The organism is Candidatus Merdisoma sp. JLR.KK006 (assembly GCF_036941035.1).
Taxonomy (GTDB): domain Bacteria; phylum Bacillota; class Clostridia; order Lachnospirales; family Lachnospiraceae; genus Laedolimicola.
In genome coordinates this window covers 87,653-104,226 of the sequence record NZ_JAYMNS010000014.1, presented here as the reverse complement: position 1 = coordinate 104,226, position 16,574 = coordinate 87,653, and the positions used below count along the sequence as shown (strand labels likewise).

General features: G+C 44.4%; 18 protein-coding genes and 1 pseudogene. 3 read left to right on the top strand and 16 right to left on the bottom strand.

Features of this window, described 5'->3' with window-relative positions:
• Positions 1–15 precede the first annotated feature (15 nt).
• From VSQ61_RS12480 to VSQ61_RS12465, 4 genes are all read right to left on the bottom strand, one after another.
• Positions 16–837: a helix-turn-helix domain-containing protein gene (locus VSQ61_RS12480; protein WP_334344753.1), complete on the bottom strand. Its 822-nt coding sequence runs from the start codon at positions 835–837 to the stop codon at positions 16–18.
• Positions 838–1,135: 298 nt separating this feature from the next.
• The gene (locus tag VSQ61_RS12475; RefSeq protein ID WP_334344752.1) at positions 1,136–1,588 is read right to left on the bottom strand and encodes an RNA polymerase sigma factor; all 453 of its coding nucleotides are present in this window, start codon (positions 1,586–1,588) and stop codon (positions 1,136–1,138) included.
• Between the two features lie 117 nt (positions 1,589–1,705).
• A complete protein-coding gene (locus tag VSQ61_RS12470) occupies positions 1,706–2,230 on the bottom strand; it encodes a GNAT family N-acetyltransferase (RefSeq protein ID WP_334344751.1) in 525 nt (174 codons plus the stop codon).
• Positions 2,220–2,819 (bottom strand): TetR/AcrR family transcriptional regulator, encoded by a 600-nt coding sequence (locus VSQ61_RS12465; RefSeq protein WP_334344750.1) that lies wholly within the window; start codon positions 2,817–2,819, stop codon positions 2,220–2,222. The genes VSQ61_RS12470 and VSQ61_RS12465 overlap by 11 nt, the downstream gene beginning before the upstream one ends.
• Positions 2,820–3,208: 389 nt before the next feature.
• On the opposite strand from VSQ61_RS12465, the gene VSQ61_RS12460 reads away from it, so the two are divergent.
• The gene (locus VSQ61_RS12460) at positions 3,209–3,505 is read left to right on the top strand and encodes a hypothetical protein (RefSeq protein ID WP_334344749.1); all 297 of its coding nucleotides are present in this window, start codon (positions 3,209–3,211) and stop codon (positions 3,503–3,505) included.
• Positions 3,506–3,632: 127 nt separating this feature from the next.
• Here the strand turns inward: VSQ61_RS12460 and VSQ61_RS12455 are convergent, their stop codons facing one another.
• Positions 3,633–3,812, bottom strand: a complete 180-nt coding sequence (locus tag VSQ61_RS12455) for a hypothetical protein (RefSeq protein ID WP_334344748.1) — start codon at positions 3,810–3,812, stop codon at positions 3,633–3,635.
• 144 nt (positions 3,813–3,956) lie between these two features.
• Between VSQ61_RS12455 and VSQ61_RS12450 the strand changes: the two genes are divergently transcribed.
• Complete coding sequence (locus VSQ61_RS12450; RefSeq protein ID WP_334344747.1) at positions 3,957–4,841, top strand: helix-turn-helix domain-containing protein; 885 nt, start codon at positions 3,957–3,959, stop codon at positions 4,839–4,841.
• 152 nt (positions 4,842–4,993) lie between these two features.
• Positions 4,994–6,088: a penicillin-binding transpeptidase domain-containing protein gene (locus tag VSQ61_RS12445; RefSeq protein WP_334344746.1), complete on the top strand. Its 1,095-nt coding sequence runs from the start codon at positions 4,994–4,996 to the stop codon at positions 6,086–6,088.
• On the opposite strand, the pseudogene VSQ61_RS12440 reads toward VSQ61_RS12445, so the two are convergent.
• The 11 genes and pseudogenes from VSQ61_RS12440 to VSQ61_RS12390 all read right to left on the bottom strand — a co-directional run.
• Positions 6,013–6,495, bottom strand: a pseudogene (locus VSQ61_RS12440) (HAD family hydrolase); the annotation flags it as partial. The gene VSQ61_RS12445 and the pseudogene VSQ61_RS12440 overlap by 76 nt on opposite strands.
• Positions 6,496–6,572: 77 nt before the next feature.
• On the bottom strand, positions 6,573–8,075 hold the full coding sequence (locus VSQ61_RS12435; protein WP_334344745.1) for a GH25 family lysozyme: 1,503 nt from the start codon (positions 8,073–8,075) through the stop codon (positions 6,573–6,575).
• Positions 8,076–8,090: 15 nt separating this feature from the next.
• A complete protein-coding gene (locus tag VSQ61_RS12430; protein ID WP_334344744.1) occupies positions 8,091–8,906 on the bottom strand; it encodes a DUF5984 family protein in 816 nt (271 codons plus the stop codon).
• Between the two features lie 66 nt (positions 8,907–8,972).
• Positions 8,973–9,122: a hypothetical protein gene (locus VSQ61_RS12425; protein ID WP_334344743.1), complete on the bottom strand. Its 150-nt coding sequence runs from the start codon at positions 9,120–9,122 to the stop codon at positions 8,973–8,975.
• A gap of 638 nt (positions 9,123–9,760) precedes the next feature.
• Positions 9,761–10,777: a ketol-acid reductoisomerase gene (gene ilvC, locus VSQ61_RS12420; RefSeq protein WP_334344742.1), complete on the bottom strand. Its 1,017-nt coding sequence runs from the start codon at positions 10,775–10,777 to the stop codon at positions 9,761–9,763.
• A 289-nt stretch (positions 10,778–11,066) separates the two neighbouring features.
• Positions 11,067–11,600: an acetolactate synthase small subunit gene (ilvN, locus tag VSQ61_RS12415; RefSeq protein WP_334344741.1), complete on the bottom strand. Its 534-nt coding sequence runs from the start codon at positions 11,598–11,600 to the stop codon at positions 11,067–11,069.
• A gap of 241 nt (positions 11,601–11,841) precedes the next feature.
• A complete protein-coding gene (locus VSQ61_RS12410) occupies positions 11,842–12,636 on the bottom strand; it encodes an ABC transporter ATP-binding protein (protein WP_334344740.1) in 795 nt (264 codons plus the stop codon).
• The gene (locus VSQ61_RS12405) at positions 12,629–13,558 is read right to left on the bottom strand and encodes an ABC transporter permease (RefSeq protein WP_334344739.1); all 930 of its coding nucleotides are present in this window, start codon (positions 13,556–13,558) and stop codon (positions 12,629–12,631) included. The genes VSQ61_RS12410 and VSQ61_RS12405 overlap by 8 nt, the downstream gene beginning before the upstream one ends.
• A gap of 274 nt (positions 13,559–13,832) precedes the next feature.
• Complete coding sequence (locus VSQ61_RS12400) at positions 13,833–14,873, bottom strand: ABC transporter substrate-binding protein (RefSeq protein ID WP_334344738.1); 1,041 nt, start codon at positions 14,871–14,873, stop codon at positions 13,833–13,835.
• Positions 14,874–15,178: 305 nt separating this feature from the next.
• Complete coding sequence (locus VSQ61_RS12395; RefSeq protein ID WP_334344737.1) at positions 15,179–15,700, bottom strand: hypothetical protein; 522 nt, start codon at positions 15,698–15,700, stop codon at positions 15,179–15,181.
• Entirely contained in the window at positions 15,684–16,553 is an 870-nt protein-coding gene (locus VSQ61_RS12390; RefSeq protein ID WP_334344736.1) for a hypothetical protein, read from the bottom strand. Before VSQ61_RS12390 ends, VSQ61_RS12395 begins: the two co-directional genes overlap by 17 nt.
• Positions 16,554–16,574: the final 21 nt, after the last annotated feature.

Genomic DNA, 16,574 nt, shown 5'->3' with positions numbered 1-16,574 from the left:
AACACTTGACACTTCCTAGCTAAGTTTCTGGTCGAATATCTCTCGATAAATACCTGGAGCCAGCCCTAAGAATTGATTGAAATAATTCGTAAAATGGCTCTGATCGGAAAATCCTGTCCGCATAGCGGCCTCCACAGGCGCAATTCCCTCTGCCAGCAGCTTTTTGGCTTCATTAATGCGGATCGTCTCAAGATAGCGATAGGGCGTAATCCCCTTTGACTTTGTAAATGCACGCAGCAGTGTTGATTTGCTGAGCCCCGCATGGCGGCAGATCTGATCCAGATAAATGTGCTCCATAAAATGCTGCTCTATGTATTCACAGGCTTTCTCAATCTCCTGCCTGCACTCGGGAATACAGCTTTCAAAGGGCTGCCCATGCTTCCGAATCAGCAGAGAAATCATAAAAAGCAGCATTTCCTCTTTTCCAAAATCCCCGGTCCCTTTCATAACCATCTCATGAAGCGGACGCAGGTAGCAGGCAGCCTCCTGATCAGAAATAACATTCTCCGAAAAGCCCGGAAGCTCTCTTTTTCCGGTAATCTCCTCTGCCAGAACAAGCATGGTTTCTTTGGGGATATTAAAACCACGATAATCAAAAGTCCCGCCGTCACTCTGGGCACAGGCATGATTGTCCCCCGGATTAAAAAGCACGATGCTGCCCTTTTCTATGGAATATTCCTGATTTCTGCAGGAAAGCCTGCGCATGCCGTCCTCCACAAATCCTATGACATAATGCTCATGGAAATGGTTGGGAAAAGGCTGTACAATTCCCTCAAAACGGTATGCTTCAAGCCTCAGCTCGTCATCATAGACCACTGTCCTAATCTCTTTTTTCATGTAAATCTCCATTCCAGTTCCGTATCAGCCGGTCACTGCAGCCTGCATTTGTAAATTCTTCTATAAGCTGACTGGATGTTACTGCTTATTACAGTTATTTTACCTCTTATTTTTTACTTCGTCTTGTAAAATATCTTCATTTTACATCTTGACAATTGCTGGATTTTGTTTCATTATATAGCTTGCTATGTATTTAAGATGAATACCTTGCACGATGAAGTCAAATGGACATGCCAGCATGTCCTCTTGGCTCGTTGCCCGCAGGAATAAAATGTTGTCTCAAAAAATTCATTATCAATTAGCAGTCGGATTTCATAAGATGCGAAAGCACCTCCATTTTTCTTTGCAAGAGCTTTAACGTCCTGCGGATTTGATACCCGGTTGTACTTCGGCAGCGCCCGTACATTTTCCCGATTTCCTGTTGTGTGTAATCTCCGAAAAAGTAAAGGAAAATCATTTCCCGGTTTCTCTCTGGCAGAGATAACAGGGCAGCGGCAAGCTCCCCATTGGTGAGGATAACTGTCTGACCGCATATCGTAACGGGGTATTCTTCATAGGGTGCTTCAAAATATTCGTCTGTTGTGCCTAAAGGGTAAAACTTTTCTTCTGTGAGGTATTCAAGGGATATTTCCTTTTGCCGCCGTCTGCTCCTGTCACGCCATGCGTTGATAGCCGCAAAGCGTATGACGGTCTTGCAATAACCATTGAAAGTATACATGATGTGTTCTCTGTATGCTTCTGTGCAAGGCATAAATGATTCCCCCTTTCTCCCACATAGGGCGTTGCATGGTTTACTGTTACTTTTTTATAATTCAGAGGGGCAATAGCACTCAAGCTGTCGCCCCCGCTAAACTCTAAACTCAAAAATTTATAATTTAATTTTATAAATATCTGCTACTTCATTTTCAAAAGAAAAGCTCCGTTCATACACGCCGCCATTTTTTTGTATAACTTTTATTGACGCTGCATTTTCTTTTTCAACAGATATATGAAGTTCTTTCATTTCTGCTTCTTTAGCCACTTGGAGAAGTTGATATAGCATTTCTGTCGCATATCCCTTTTTTCTTTCAGATGGACGTACACTATACCCACAATTCCCTAAATCTTTCAAAAATTCATTCAGCGTATGTCTTAAATCAATAATTCCGATTATCTTGTCATCACTTTTTCTTAAAGCAAAAAAAGTATCCGTAACTACCCAATTTTCATTTACCGTTTTGGGATTCGTGTTTAGCGTTACAGAGGATAGCCATTCCTCGTAACTTTCTGTCTTGTCAAAAAGCTCACTTCCGTAGATAATTTCTTCTCCATGTTGAAAATGTTCCTTTCGATAATCAAGTGCTTTTTCTTTTAGCCCTAAAGTTGGTCTTACCAAAACAATATCATTTTTCATGCTGAACCTCCTCCGGCAATAATAGCCGCTTTATTTCATTTATTATTTGATTGGGAATATCTTTATCCATTTTCATCAACTTGCTATACATTCGTACTCCTTGATATGCAAAAATAATTACATTGAAAATTGATTCCGGGTTCACGGAATTAAATTCTTTCGTATCAATTCCGTAGTTGATAAGCTCTATCCATGTTGATTTTGAAATTTTGTACTGTTTTTTCACTGAATTATCTTCTTTAGAAACCGCTGGATTACTATAAAATTCGTAAATAGCAAGGCTTAGAGAATTTTCGTAATCAATCATTTCTGTTGCATATCTTGAAAGAAGTTCCTCTAATATCGTGGTAGCTGGAACGTGCTGCTCAATTTTAGTAAATACTTCACTTTTTTGCTTATTGGAAAAAGCATTAACTATCTCCAAAAATATCTGCTCGGTACTTTCATAATGGCGGTATAGTCCTCCACGGCTAAGTCCCGTAAACTCGCAAATATCTTTCATAGTTACATCTTTAAATCCCTTTTCCGCAAACAGTTGATATGCCTTTTCTCGAATGTCCTGTTTTGTCTTATCTCCTTTCAAGCTCACATTATCACCTCTTTTCTTTTGCAACACTTGTGTCGCTTTCTATTATGCGTCATTTGTGTCGCTTTGTCAAGAATAAGTATAGAACAAATTGTAAAAATAAGTATGAATGATGGGGATTCCATAGTAGTCGGCACTGTGCGTAATGTGCATAACTTGCTGTCTTATGGAGTTGTGGGAAAGTCTGTTTGCAGAATGTGGGAAAGCTGCACTTTAGCTTTTCCATGTTCTGTGAACGGACTTTTCCATGACGGAATAGCAAGTTATACACATTTCCACGGTGCTTGCCTTTTAGTCTTTAGCTTCTTTGGTTGGAATAGTGTGGTGCTGGCGGTCTATCTCTTGTTTTCGGTTGCTTACTTCTTTACCGTACATGAGCATTTACTTATGGCATGTCATTTGCCCGTATCTATATCTACTCCGGACCTGCAATGGGCCTGCTGTTTGTATTTATCAACGCCATCCAGTCTACCGGGGCCGCACTTCCGGCGCTGATTCTCTCCGTCAGCCGTCAGGGAATCATTTATCTTCCGGTTCTGTTTCTATTCCGGAACATTTTTGATTCCGCAAGGATGCTGGCGGCGGCTCAGCCCATTACGGACTATCTGTCCACGGCCCTTGCGATTATACTGTTTGTATTTACTTATCGCAAATATTTTCCAAAATCAGCGGAGCTTCAGCCTGATTAACGCATACACTTACACGTTTTTCTTACCGCTGATTCGGAATACTTTTCCGGTTAAAAATTTTTCATAAAAACCATTTTGGGGAATAATGATACGTTTGATATATGATTATCCCTGCTGAATCCTATGCTCAAACACGCAGAGCACCAGCACACTGACAATACATCCTGCCATTACGAAAATTTCCATCCTCTCTCCTCCTTTTCTCCTGCTCTTTCATCATCCAAAATTCTTTTTCCGTCAGAGTCTCCAGCTTATCCGGGTACATGGCCCCATATAACCGCAGCGCCTCATACAATTCAGATTTCATGGCTATGCCCCTTTCCGCTTTACATCTCTTGTTGTTTGTAATATAATTATAATCAAAATTATTGCTTAATTATATCTATATAGGGACAAATTATATAACTATATAGACATCAATAATATTAAGATATAATTAAGGAGTTATACGATGAAGATCCGAATCCGAGAGAATCAGGCAGAAGAAATCGAGGGGCTTTCTTCGGAATATCCTTTTGTCCTCCATCATGTCACCCTGCCAGAAACCTCTGTTCCCTGGCACTGGCATGAGGAATTTGAATTCGATTATATCCTAAGGGGCACCATGGAGCTTACAACCTCCGCCGGAACCTACACTTTCCATGAAAATGAAGCCGTTTTCCTCAATTCCAATGTTCTGTGCACCATGGGATGTGCCGGGGGACAGGGGGCTGTTACCGTAGACTCCTTTCTCTTTCATCCCATTTTACTGGGTGGCCATTTTAAAAGCATCTTTGAAACCAAATATATCCAGCCAGTGTCCCAAAACAAAAAGCTCCGGATTCTGGAGCTTCGGGGCAAAACAAAACAGCAGCAATTGATTCTGTCCAAATTAAGAAGATTATCTGAGCTGCAAAAAAATGAGAATACGGAGCTTCAGACAAGGAATCTCCTGTCTGAAATCTGGCTTTTGCTTTTGGATGAGATTCAGGAGCAAAAGCTGCCGGATCTCCCGGTCAGTTCCATTCAGCAGGACCGCATCCGGACTATGATGTCCTATATCCATGAGCATTATCAGGAAAAGATTTCACTGGAGGATATTGCCCGGTCTGCAGCCGTGGGCAGACGGGAGTGCCTGCGCTGTTTTCAAAGCCTTATCCACAAATCGCCTTTTGAATACCTCTTGGATTACCGGGTTGAAACCGCCCAAAGGCTCCTGCGCACTTCCAGTCTTCCGATTCTTGATATTGCTTTGCAGACCGGATTTTCCAATGAAGCTTATTTTTGTAAAGTTTTTAAGCGGATCTCCGGAAAAACCCCCAACACTTACCGCAAGGCGCACCGGCGCCAGATTTGATTTCATATAAGGAGTTTATCTGCACCAATTTGTTTCCATTTGTCAGTATAATAAGTTCTTTATTGCGTGATAACCTATCTCATGCATCTTGAACAAAATAGGCTCCTGTGGTAGAATCAGGGAAAAAAATGGAATCTATGATGAGGAAATTTATGAGAAAACTATATTTACACTGTAAAATTTTCAATTATATATTAATCACTTCACTTTTGGCTTTGATGGGTTGTTCCAATGAAAACACTCCCCTGACTGATACACAGCAAGACGAAATACAGACACCAAAAGAGCCAATGCAAACAGAGGAAGAAGCCGAAAACCCAACAGCAAATGACATTCAGGAAAAACCCCCGGAACCGATTATCACAGAAATCGATTGGTCAGACTATTTTGACGGAATCAATGGTTCCGCTGTTATTTACGATTCTGCCGGGAACTGCTGTCAAATATATAACCAGGAATTAGCCCTTACCCGTCGTTCACCATGCTCTACTTTTAAAATCATTTCTTCCTTAATTGCTCTGGAGCATGGAATCATTGTACCGGACAATTCTACACATACATGGAGCGGGGAAATATTCTGGAATGAGGATTGGAACCAGAATATTGATTTTCCCCAAGCGTTTCGTGCTTCTTGTGTCTGGTACTTTCGGGAAGTAGTTGATGCCATTGGAAAAGATACGATGCAGGAGGAATTAGACAGGCTTTCCTATGGTAATTGTGATATTTCCGATTGGCAGGGACAAGTAAATACCAATAATAACAACCCTGCTTTAACCGGATTCTGGATTGAATCCTCTTTGCTGATTTCTCCCAGGGAACAGGTAGAGGTATTGGAACGCATCTTTGGCGAGCATTCCGATTATTCTAAAGAAACCCAAAATCAATTAAAGCAGGTTATGCTGCTGTCAGATCCAGGCGAAGCCAATATTCCCATTTATGGAAAAACGGGAATGGGAATGGCTCATGGCATTGTTGTAGACGCATGGTTTACAGGCTTTGCGGACGCTGCTGACAAAAGAATTTACTTTTGCGTGTATTTGGGTGAGACAGACAATCAAAACGTGTCCAGCGCCAAGGCAAGGGAAATAGCTGTAGAAATCGTTTCTGATTATGCGGCCTGTATTCCGGCCTCACTGTCTTCCAGCACCAGGCAATTTTCCGGGGGCTCCTTGGCGTATTCACAGGCTTTCAGAAAAATATCCGGATTCGGCTTACTCTTTTTTACCTCAGTGGCAAATACCATGTAGTCAAAATAAGCGGTTACTTCATTTTGATCTAAAATGCCCAGGGCACGTTCTCCGGTGCTGGAGGTAGCCAGTATCATTTTGTATTGATTGTTTTTTAGATAGGTCAATAATTCCCTTGCCCCTTGTTTTAAAGCAACGAGCTCTTTCAGATATTCCTTTTCCTTAAGGGCTACAAAGGCCATGCCCTCTTCCACAGAGATTGGGAGGTTAAACTCTTCTATTAAGGTGCTTATGTTATGAATTTCTGTTTTTCCGCTGTAATTCTGAGCATATGTCTCCATAGAAATATGCTGTTGACAGTCCTCTGTCAAATCCTGGCAGATCCGGCAGCTGACAAGTTCACTGTCAATCAACAGACCATCCAGATCAAAAATAATTGTATTTTTCGTGGTTGTTAATTCAGACATATCTTTCTCCTTTCACTTTAACGCAAAGTACGCCGCCGGCGTAAGGCCGAATGCCAGGAATGCCTGCATCATAGCCATTATTCCACTGTCGTCAGATAGCTGCTTACACAGTACAGCGTCTGCCCGTTATATTCCACCCGTGACCATCCGTAATCCGTATTAATTCCTGTCCGCAGGAAGACCTCGCCCGCCTTGACTGTGGCTGCCACTACGGCATCCGGATTAGTGACGCTTGGAAGCATCCGCAGATTGATTTCTATCTTTGGCGTTACATTTTCGGAAACCTTTTGGAACTTGGTTTTCAGGCCGTCATCAGCCTCCTTGACCGGGGGCGTATAAGACAGATCCGCAGTCAGATAATTGGACACTGCATAATAGCGTTCTCCGTCTATGATAAGCCTGGACCAGCCGCTGTCACTGATACCGGTTCTTCTGGCTGTCTCCTGATTATTAAGCTGCTTTAAAACCGTGCTGTCTGTTCCCTGGCTTGGAATGTCACGGAGATTTACGGTCTCCTTTGCCGTAACGGTTTCGTCCACTTCCTTAAAGTTCATCAGTGCCTCCACATCAGCCTCCGCCGTCTCCGGAGCGACCTGGTTCCGTGCATCCGCACTGTCCTCATAACCGAAATATGCCACATTTACATCCACGGGCCTTGAGATGCCTGCAATGCTGCCATTGTTTGTATACTGCCACATGGCATGAGCGCCGCTATAGCTGGAAGCCGCAGTCTGAGGATAGGGCAGATCCGGATATTGGGAGACCCATATTTTAAACTGGTTCTCCAAACGGGAGGTTTCCCACTTTGTACCATACTCCAGTTCACTTTTGGATGCGTAAAACATGGGAGTATATCCCTGCTCGTAGATCTCTTTCAAAAAGGCGGCTGCACAGTCTGTGCGCTCTGACACGGTCAGTTCATACTGCCGGTTTTCCGGATTCTCAAAGCCCTCACAGTTATACGCCACCGGGTAGGTTACTGCATACTGAGAGATATAATTAGCTGTCCACAGGGCTTCCTCCACCGCTTCCTCTTTTGTAACTGCCGTGGAAAAGAAGTAGGCGCCTATCTGAATTCCGTTGGCTGTGGCCTCCTGCATATTGTATCTTGCATTGGTATCCTCACGGATCTCGCCGCTGCTCTGGGTACGGTAGCCTACTCGAATTATAGCAAATTCAATCCCGGCATCCCCTACGGCTTTCCAATCTATGGTTCCCTGAAATTTTGATACATCGATCCCCAATGTCACCTTGTCTGTCTCCGCCGCATTCTGGGAAATCAGGATCTGTGTAATCTCTGTTTTCGCCCCCTCTTCTGCTGCCGTTCTGTTTTCCTCGCTTTGAGGGTCTTCTTTTTCTTCCTGTTCCGCCTCCGGATTTTCAGTTCCCTGTTCTTTTGCCGTCACGTTATCTTCCTGTGAAACCGACTCGGTATCCGCCGCATCCCCTCCACCGCTTTTTCCGGAAGAGAGCAAATAGAATACTGCAATGGAAAAGGCCAGAATCCACACCCCAATCAAAACGCCTCCTATTATCCGGCGATTGTCTATTCTGTTTTTCTTATGCTTTTTTCTGCTCATAATCTCTCCTTAAACCTACATGCGTCTCATTGCTCTTTTCGCCATATTCAACTCATCTTCCATTTTAGAATAAAGCATCATTACTCTATCCCAATCCGTATTCCAATCGGTATTTCCAAGAAATCCTATTCCCTGTAAAAGGCCTGCTTTTCTTTCATCATTTTCCGCTGCAAGTCTCTGCTTATCAAGGAAAATATTTCCCCAATCTTTCATCACGGCATTTTCAACCTGCTTATCCATCCGGGCAAAAAATGCATGAAAAAATTCTGTCACTGATGAAACAAACTCGTTATATGGCATCTCATAGCAGCCCTCCGGAGCTGTCCATATACTATTTCCATTATCAAGCTTAAAGCTGCTTTTCCATATAATTTTAATTTTTTCTCCACATCTGAAGCAGCCAATATGCGGTCCTCCTACAAGATGCCCGGAATCAAATAATCTATTTGAATACCACTCACCTAACTCGCAATACTCATTAAAATAAAACCGGTCAAATACTTCATCTTCTTCCTCTATGTGACAATCTCTCCATTTTTCTGTTTTAACATTAAATTGTTCAAGAATGCTATACAATTCTTTTGGTACAGATTCTCCGACATATCTGAATATACCAAAAAAATCTTCTAAGAAACGAGCTATTTGATAATCATTGTATTTTATATCACTTCCAAAATACGCCTGTGCTGCTTCACTATATTCATATATTGTTTGTGTTCCGGCATCAATCCAAAGTAAGCCGTCTGTTAGAGCAAACCAATGAAGCCTTTCCCCAAAAGGCATGACTTTATCCAATTCCTGTAATTGAAAGTTGATTTTAAAACGATTCATTAAAAACACATCCTTACCAGATATGAGCCTTGGCACAAATTCCCATTTAACTCCCGCTTTTTCTTGTCACTTTACAAGAAACTTCATATCAAACAGAATCCCTTTCTCTACCCCGTCTGGAAGCTTTTCTCTATTTTCCTCTAGAGCCGAAAGAATCTTTTTAGCCAATTCCTTCGTAAGACTTCCGTACATGGATCGGCAGCGGATTCCTGACAATACCCGTTTTTTTCCTCTTCAGGCATATTTCCTCCATACAAATAATTCCACAAAAGCTCCTTGTCCGTAAAATCCTCCTGACTTCCCTGCGCCAACAACGTATATTTTACAATTTTCCCCTCCGTCCTTTCCAGACATTTTAAATATTCCTGTACATTTCCATTCCGGCTGAATTCAGACAGTTCAGATTTAGAAATCAATATAGACTTGCGCAGTCAAACGAAATTAAAGCGTCCCAATTAATAACGCTGCCCCTTTCCGCCCAGATATCTTTATTTCCCCCTTTGAAATTCCTTTTGTTCCAATGGAAAAAAGCCCTCTCCTCTGAAAAAAACTGCTTTGTGTCTATCTTCGCCGGTTAGTGAAATAATAATTTCTCTATTCTGCTTCCAAGAAGAAAATCATAGGTAATAATCATGCCGTATTGTCCTTTTCTACTTCAATTTACTGTAATTATAATCAATTATAAGCAGAAGCACAATTCTAAAAAAGAACTTTTCTATCTTCTTTATACCAAAAAGGGACATTCCAAAAGTCTCCCTTTGAAATGCCCCCATTCTTAAATCTATTGTAGCTGTTCATCCTTTTCGCAGTTACAATCTATTCTATGTCTATCTTTATACCAATTATACAAATCACTAGTTATCCAGCAGCTTATCCTCGCCATTCCAGCTATACAGCTTCCGGATCTCCTTGCCGATCTTCTCTGAGGGATGCTCAGCCGCCAGCTTACGCATAGCCTTGAAGTGCGCCTGTCCGCCTGCGGAGGACATATCCAACAGAAATTCCTTTGCAAAAGAACCATCCTGAATCTCTTTCAGGATCTTCTTCATGGTCTTCTTGGTCTCCTCGGTAATCAGCTTTGGTCCGGTTACATAGTCGCCGTACTCTGCCGTATTGGAGATGGAATAACGCATTCCCTCAAAGCCGGACTGATAAATGAGATCTACAATCAGCTTCATCTCATGAATACACTCAAAGTAAGCATTTCTCGGATCATAGCCTGCCTCGATCAGAGTCTCATATCCGGCCTGCATCAGAGCACATACGCCGCCGCAGAGAACAGCCTGCTCACCAAAGAGGTCAGTCTCAGTCTCTGTTCTAAAGGTAGTCTCCAGAACGCCTGCTCTTGCGCCGCCGATAGCCAGTGCATAAGCCAAAGCTTTCTCCAAAGCCTTTCCGGTAGCATCCTGATGTACGGCTACCAGACAGGGAACGCCCTTGCCTGCCTGATATTCGCTTCTTACGGTATGTCCCGGTCCTTTAGGAGCAATCATGGTAACATCCACATTCTTGGGAGGTACAATCTGATTGAAATGAATATTAAAGCCGTGAGCGAACATCAGCATATTGCCCTCTTCCAGATTCGGCTCAACATCTTTCTTATACATAGCTGCCTGCAGCTCGTCATTAATAAGAATCATAATAACATCCGCTTTCTTTGCAGCCTCGGCAGCCGTATACACCTCAAACCCCTGTGCCTCCGCACGAGCCCAGGACTTACTTCCCTCATAAAGTCCGATGATCACGTTGCAGCCGGATTCCTTTGCATTCAGCGCATGTGCGTGGCCCTGGCTTCCGTAACCAATCACTGCAATCGTCTTACCCTCCAGCAGGGAAAGGTTGCAGTCTTCCTGATAATAAATCTTTGCCATTTTTTCATTCCTCCTATTTTAAGTTCCGCAATGTCCTTTCCCGGACCGCCTTCTTAGAAGCATTTCCAGCCGCTTAAAGCATGCGTCTGTAAATCCTTCTGGTCCACTCGGGACATTGCTGTTTTAAGTTCCGCAATGTCCTTTCCCGGACCGCCTTCTTAGAAGCATTTCCAGCCGCTTAAAGCATGCGTCTGTAAATCCTTCTGGTCCACTCGGGACATTGCTGTTTTTATAGCTGCGAGCAGGATGTAGGCCACCCTGCGGACTATACCATCAAACACATTCCAAATCAGCTGAAATCATAATCCATCAGCTGTCCATCCTCATCATACATCTTCACATCAAAGACGCCCCTGGACAAGCCCGTGATTCCAGTCCTTGCAAGCTCCAGAATCTCATAGCCGTGCAGGAGATCGATAAAAGCCTCAATCTTAGACTGATTGCCCGTCAGCTCAATGAGCAGGGATTCCTTTGACACATCCACAATCTTCGCCCGGAAAATATTCGCCACAGAGATAACGGACTGCCGGTTCTCCTCATTCACTTTCAGCTTAATCATAATCAGCTCCCGGCAAATAGAGCTCTCCGGCTCCAGACGCTTAATATCAATCACATCCACCAGCTTGTTAAGCTGCTTCTCAATCTGCTCTAAAATAATCCGATCACCTTTGGCCACAACCGTCGCTCTGGAATATCGGGGATCCGCCGTCACGCCTACGGTCAGGCTGTCAATATTATAGCCTCGCCGGCTGAACAGCCCGGCAATCCGGCTCAAAACACCGGAGGTATTGTCCACCAGCATAGAAAAAACTACTTTTCTCATAATTACTCACCTTTCTGCATTTTCCGCTTTTTCAATTTTAGCAACTTCCCCTGTCCTTGTCAATCCAATGAAGTCCAAAACCAAATAATCTGCTTAACACGCACATAAGGAACCTGCAAACTGCCGCTTCTCAATGCCGGCCGCCAAATAAAAACAATAGTTCCCGGCAGATGTGTCAGCAAAGCGGATGCAGACATAAACTATTGTTTCTGTCTGAAGGGCGTCCGCATAATCATATCCTTTAAGTAAGCATCATCCGATCATTTGCAAAAGCTCCGCCGCTGGCCTGCTCAAACTTGGCAAGCAGATCCGCAACCTTAAGCTTCTTCTTCTCTTCTCCGGACACATCATAAATAACGTTTCCCTCATACATCATTATCAACCGATTTCCGTGAGCAATGGCATCCTTCATATTATGTGTAATCATAAGGGTGGTCAGATTATCCCGTCCCACAATCCGCTCCGTAGCATCCAGTACCTTCGCCGCTGTCTTCGGGTCAAGGGCCGCCGTATGCTCATCCAAAAGCAGCAGCTTCGGCTTCTTCAAGGTAGCCATCAAAAGCGTCAAAGCCTGACGCTGTCCGCCGGAAAGGAGACCCACCTTACTGGTCATCCGATCCTCAAGACCCAGATCCAAAACCTTAAGTTTTTCCTGATAATCCTCCCGTTCCTCCCTGGTAATTCCGGACTTCAAAAACCGAAAAGAGCCTCTCCTTAAAGCCAGAGCCAGATTCTCCTGAATCTGCATATTCGCCGCTGTCCCCGTCATGGGATCCTGGAATACCCGCCCCAGGTAAGCCGCACGCTTATGCTCCGGAAGCTTCGTCACGTCAATATCATCAATAAAAATCTTTCCCTCATCTACCGGCCAAACCCCGGCCACCGCATTGAGCATCGTAGACTTTCCTGCTCCGTTTCCGCCGATAACCGTTACAAAATCTCCCTCGTTCAGTTCCAGCGACAAATCCTTAAGAGCCGTCTTCTCATTTACCGTACCAACATTAAAGGTCTTCCAAATGTGTTCAATCCTAAGCATTGGATGCACCTCCTCTTTTCACCGGTTTTGCAAAATATTTTCCTTTCAGGTAAGGAATCGCCAGGAAAATCGCAACCACAACTGCTGCCAGCAGTTTCAAATCATTCGGTTCGAGCCCCATCTTCAGCACAACCTGAAGTACCAGGTAGTAAATAATGGATCCGAACACCACCGACAAAAGCTTAAAGGCAAAATTCCCTCGAATCTTTCCAAATACCACTTGCCCGATAATTACAGCCGCCAGACCGATTACAATAGCGCCACGGCCCGCATTCACATCCGCAAACCCCTGATACTGGGCAAACAGTCCGCTTGAAAAAGCCACAATGCCGTTTGAAAGCACCAAGCCCAAAATCTTGCTGATATCCGTATTAATTCCCTGAGCACGGGACATACTTGCATTGCAGCCCGTAGCCCGGATGGAACATCCAAGCTCCGTTCCAAAGAACCAGTAGAGAACCGCAATCAGAAGAATTACAAAAATTCCAACCACAAAGATAGGATTTTTATAAAAAGGCACATCCTTTACCCAACGCAGAGAAACCCACAATTCATACTGATCCACGCCAATGGACTGGTTCGCTCTTCCTCCCATAATCCGCAGATTGACGGAATAAAGTCCAAGCTGTGTCAAAATGCCTGCCAAAATCGCAGGAATTCCCATTACCGTATGTAAAATTCCTGTTGTCAGTCCCGCAAGCATTCCTGCACCCGTTGCAATCAGCAGAGAAAAACCGGCGGAATGTCCCTGCAGCATCAGCATGACACAGACCGCCCCTCCGGTCGCCATAGTTCCGTCCACCGTCAGATCCGCCAAATCCAAAACCTTGTAGGTAATATAGACTCCAATCGCCATAATCCCCCAGATAAGGCCCTGGGCACAGGCTCCTGGCAGAGCATTTAAAAGCTTCAAAATCTCCATAACCATTCCTCCTCTATTCCAGTTCCGTAATATTCTTCCGATACACCTTTATCTAAATCAATTCCCAGCCGCAAGGCTATGCGTCTGCAAATTGATTTGCGTACCGGCAGAATATTACTGACTCCAGTTCCATGTCCCATCAAAAGGCACACAGCTTTCATAAGTATAACAAAAAGCGGCAAAAAAGGAAAGTCTTTTTTTGCCGCTTTCTATATAATTTTCTCAAGGAGAACCAAGTCTTTTAACCGCAGTTTCCTAAAAACTGCTTCTTTGCTTACTCTATAGCCTCATATCCCTCCGGAATGGTAATGCCAAGGGAATCACAGATCTCCGCATTATACTTCTTAGTGAACTGCGGAGCATATTCGATGGGCATAGTTGAGATATCGGACTCACCCGTCAAAATCTTTGCTGCCATCTTACCGGTAGCAACACCCAGATCATAGTAGCTGATGGACAGTGTAGCAACACCGCAGCCTGCGCAGATGCCTTCCTCTCCTACTACAACAGGCATTTTAGCCGGCTCGCAGATATTCCGGATAACTTCCGTATTGTTTGCGGCCGTATTATCCGTAGGGATGTAGAGAACATCATTTTCATCTACGGCTGTCTGCGTTACGGATGACAAATCATTGGAATCCGCAAAGGAATACTGCTTACAAGTATATCCAAGTTCCTCTAAGAAGCCCTGAACCGTATCAACCTGGTACTGGGAATTGGCCTCTGCGGAACAATATACAAGTCCTACATTCTTTGCATCCGGGAAAAGCTCCTTCACCATCTGTGCCTGTTGGTCCAGGGGAGCCAGGTCGGATGTGCCGGAGATATTGCCTCCCACGGTTCCGTCAAAATCGCTGATATTCAGAGCCACGCCGTACTCGGTTACAGAGGTTCCCAGAATCGGAATCGTTCCGGTTCCTGCCTGCGCTGCCTGGAGCGCCGGAGTTGCATTCGCAAGGATCAGATCCACTTCATCCGATACAAACTGATTTACAATCGTAGAACAGGTTGCCGGATCACCGGATGCATTCTGCTCATCAAAGCTTACCTGATCGCCCAGTTCTTCCTTCAGGGCGTCCATAAAGCCCTTTGTAGCAGCATCCAGAGCGTCATGCTGTACCAGCTGGCAGATACCTACCACATATTCTCCATCTCCTGCCGGAGCCGCTGCTTCGGTCTCACCTTCCGCTTCCTCACCGGAAGCCTCTTCCCCTGATTCTGATGGGGCTGACGCCGGATCTTCACTCTTACTGCCGCATGCCGCCATGGATACTGCCATAGTCAGCACCAGCATCATTGCCAATAACTTTTTCATACTTTTTTCCTCCTGCTTACAATTTACAGCGGTTTCCACTTTTTCGCCACAACGCTGTAGCGCGTTAAAGTGTTAACCCACCTTAAAGATTGTATAACAAAGAGACTTTTTTGTCAATCCATCCATGAAAAAAATTTATATCCAAAAATCACCTTGATAAGTGAACCAATGTCATTAAGTTAAGCACCTAAAAGCTTGTGAAGGCTTCGGGCAAGAACCGCCACCCCTGGCCGGGGCGGCCCTCCTCCCCTACGCCGAACATTTGTTGAAGCTTAACTTAATGACATTGTAAGTGAACAGTGACATCACCTTTCGTTTAAAACAATCTCCAACTCTATCTGCTTCTCATCCCAAGTCGGCTGATAACTGGCACGAACCATGTCTACGCCTTCTTGTACCTCTATATAACAGACAACCTCCGTATCTCTTTTCCCCGGAAGCCCGGAATCTGCTGCCGCAGAAAATCCGGTCTGGCTGTAGTCCTTATTGGACGGCAGTATCACCGTCCTCACCTCCCGAGCATCCCTGCCCCTGTCTATATCAAGCAAATACACAATCTCCCCGTAATGGGGCTGGCTGCTTAGATTCTCAGCCTTAAAGGCTATTTTATAAAATCCGTACCCCTCTATGGCAGTATGCTCCTCACCGTCTATCACTGTATTCTGCCCCAGATATTCACAATCTGCCTGCTCCAGCCGTATATAAGACCGCAGACCGTAAACCGCATCCTCTTTTGCATCTGCCACTACAAGACAAATCCCCAAAAAATAAAAGGCCGATATTCCCAGTAAAATGGTTCCAATTATAATTTTAATGATTCTGCTCATCTGCCTGCCCTCCGTCTAGATGAATATCAATAGAATGAATCGTTTGAATAAATATAAGATTTTCATCCACCCGTTCCTCCAGGCACAGGGTAAATTCCTGTGCGCTTTCATCCAGGCAAAATACCAGGCACCCTTCGCTTTCTGCAGCGCCGCAGAGATCATACCGCTCAAACTGCCGGATTCCATACTGTTCCGTATATTCACGAAATTCATAGGCCGGAATCTGCCAGTAAAAGCGGCCATCACAGTGAATATAAGCATTTGACAGCTGATTTCTATCTGCCCATTCCCCGTCACTTTTTCCGGAAAGCCTCACTGCCACCAGCTTTTCTCCTTCCAAAAGCTCCGGATTCGTCTCCCAGTCTGCATCCAGCGTCCACGCCTCATCTACGGTCAGCTCCATGCCCTGAAAAGAAAATGTCACTCCCAGCACATGTTCCTCCCAGTCTGCCGGAGCCTCCACAACCTCCATTTGAAGCTTCCTCACCTGGCTTTTGCTGTAAAACACGCTCATAGACGTTCCGCCGAAGGAAATCAAAACGCAAATCACAATCGATACAATCAGAAAAATGGTGCTTCCTCTGCCGCTTTTCTTTTTTTCCTCTGTCGGTCGTGCATAGACAGAGCCGGTAAAATCATCGAATGTCCCATAGGAGTGAGTCTCCTGAGTATTCTCCTGCTGCTCATAGCTGGAATATGTATGCTCCAAATGCTGATAGCCTCCGTCATAAGCATCGTGATACCTCTGATGCTGTTCCTGGGCCGTCTCCGTCTTGTTAAAGCTTCCGCATTTGGGACAGATTCCGTAATATTTTTCGTAGTCAAAATTTTTACCGCAATTGAAACACTTCATCCTTCATTCCTCCACTGCTTA

Bases quoted from the DNA above. Each gene is read 5' to 3' on its own strand.
- VSQ61_RS12480 (WP_334344753.1), bottom strand. From the start codon at position 837: ATGAAAAAAGAGATTAGGACAGTGGTCTATGATGACGAGCTGAGGCTT.
- VSQ61_RS12475 (WP_334344752.1), bottom strand. From the start codon at position 1,588: ATGCCTTGCACAGAAGCATACAGAGAACACATCATGTATACTTTCAAT.
- VSQ61_RS12470 (WP_334344751.1), bottom strand. From the start codon at position 2,230: ATGAAAAATGATATTGTTTTGGTAAGACCAACTTTAGGGCTAAAAGAA.
- VSQ61_RS12460 (WP_334344749.1), top strand. From the start codon at position 3,209: ATGTCATTTGCCCGTATCTATATCTACTCCGGACCTGCAATGGGCCTG.
- VSQ61_RS12455 (WP_334344748.1), bottom strand. From the start codon at position 3,812: ATGAAATCTGAATTGTATGAGGCGCTGCGGTTATATGGGGCCATGTAC.
- VSQ61_RS12450 (WP_334344747.1), top strand. From the start codon at position 3,957: ATGAAGATCCGAATCCGAGAGAATCAGGCAGAAGAAATCGAGGGGCTT.
- VSQ61_RS12445 (WP_334344746.1), top strand. From the start codon at position 4,994: ATGAGAAAACTATATTTACACTGTAAAATTTTCAATTATATATTAATC.
- VSQ61_RS12435 (WP_334344745.1), bottom strand. From the start codon at position 8,075: ATGAGCAGAAAAAAGCATAAGAAAAACAGAATAGACAATCGCCGGATA.
- VSQ61_RS12430 (WP_334344744.1), bottom strand. From the start codon at position 8,906: ATGAATCGTTTTAAAATCAACTTTCAATTACAGGAATTGGATAAAGTC.
- ilvC (WP_334344742.1), bottom strand. From the start codon at position 10,777: ATGGCAAAGATTTATTATCAGGAAGACTGCAACCTTTCCCTGCTGGAG.
- ilvN (WP_334344741.1), bottom strand. From the start codon at position 11,600: ATGAGAAAAGTAGTTTTTTCTATGCTGGTGGACAATACCTCCGGTGTT.
- VSQ61_RS12410 (WP_334344740.1), bottom strand. From the start codon at position 12,636: ATGCTTAGGATTGAACACATTTGGAAGACCTTTAATGTTGGTACGGTA.
- VSQ61_RS12405 (WP_334344739.1), bottom strand. From the start codon at position 13,558: ATGGAGATTTTGAAGCTTTTAAATGCTCTGCCAGGAGCCTGTGCCCAG.
- VSQ61_RS12400 (WP_334344738.1), bottom strand. From the start codon at position 14,873: ATGAAAAAGTTATTGGCAATGATGCTGGTGCTGACTATGGCAGTATCC.
- VSQ61_RS12395 (WP_334344737.1), bottom strand. From the start codon at position 15,700: ATGAGCAGAATCATTAAAATTATAATTGGAACCATTTTACTGGGAATA.
- VSQ61_RS12390 (WP_334344736.1), bottom strand. From the start codon at position 16,553: ATGAAGTGTTTCAATTGCGGTAAAAATTTTGACTACGAAAAATATTAC.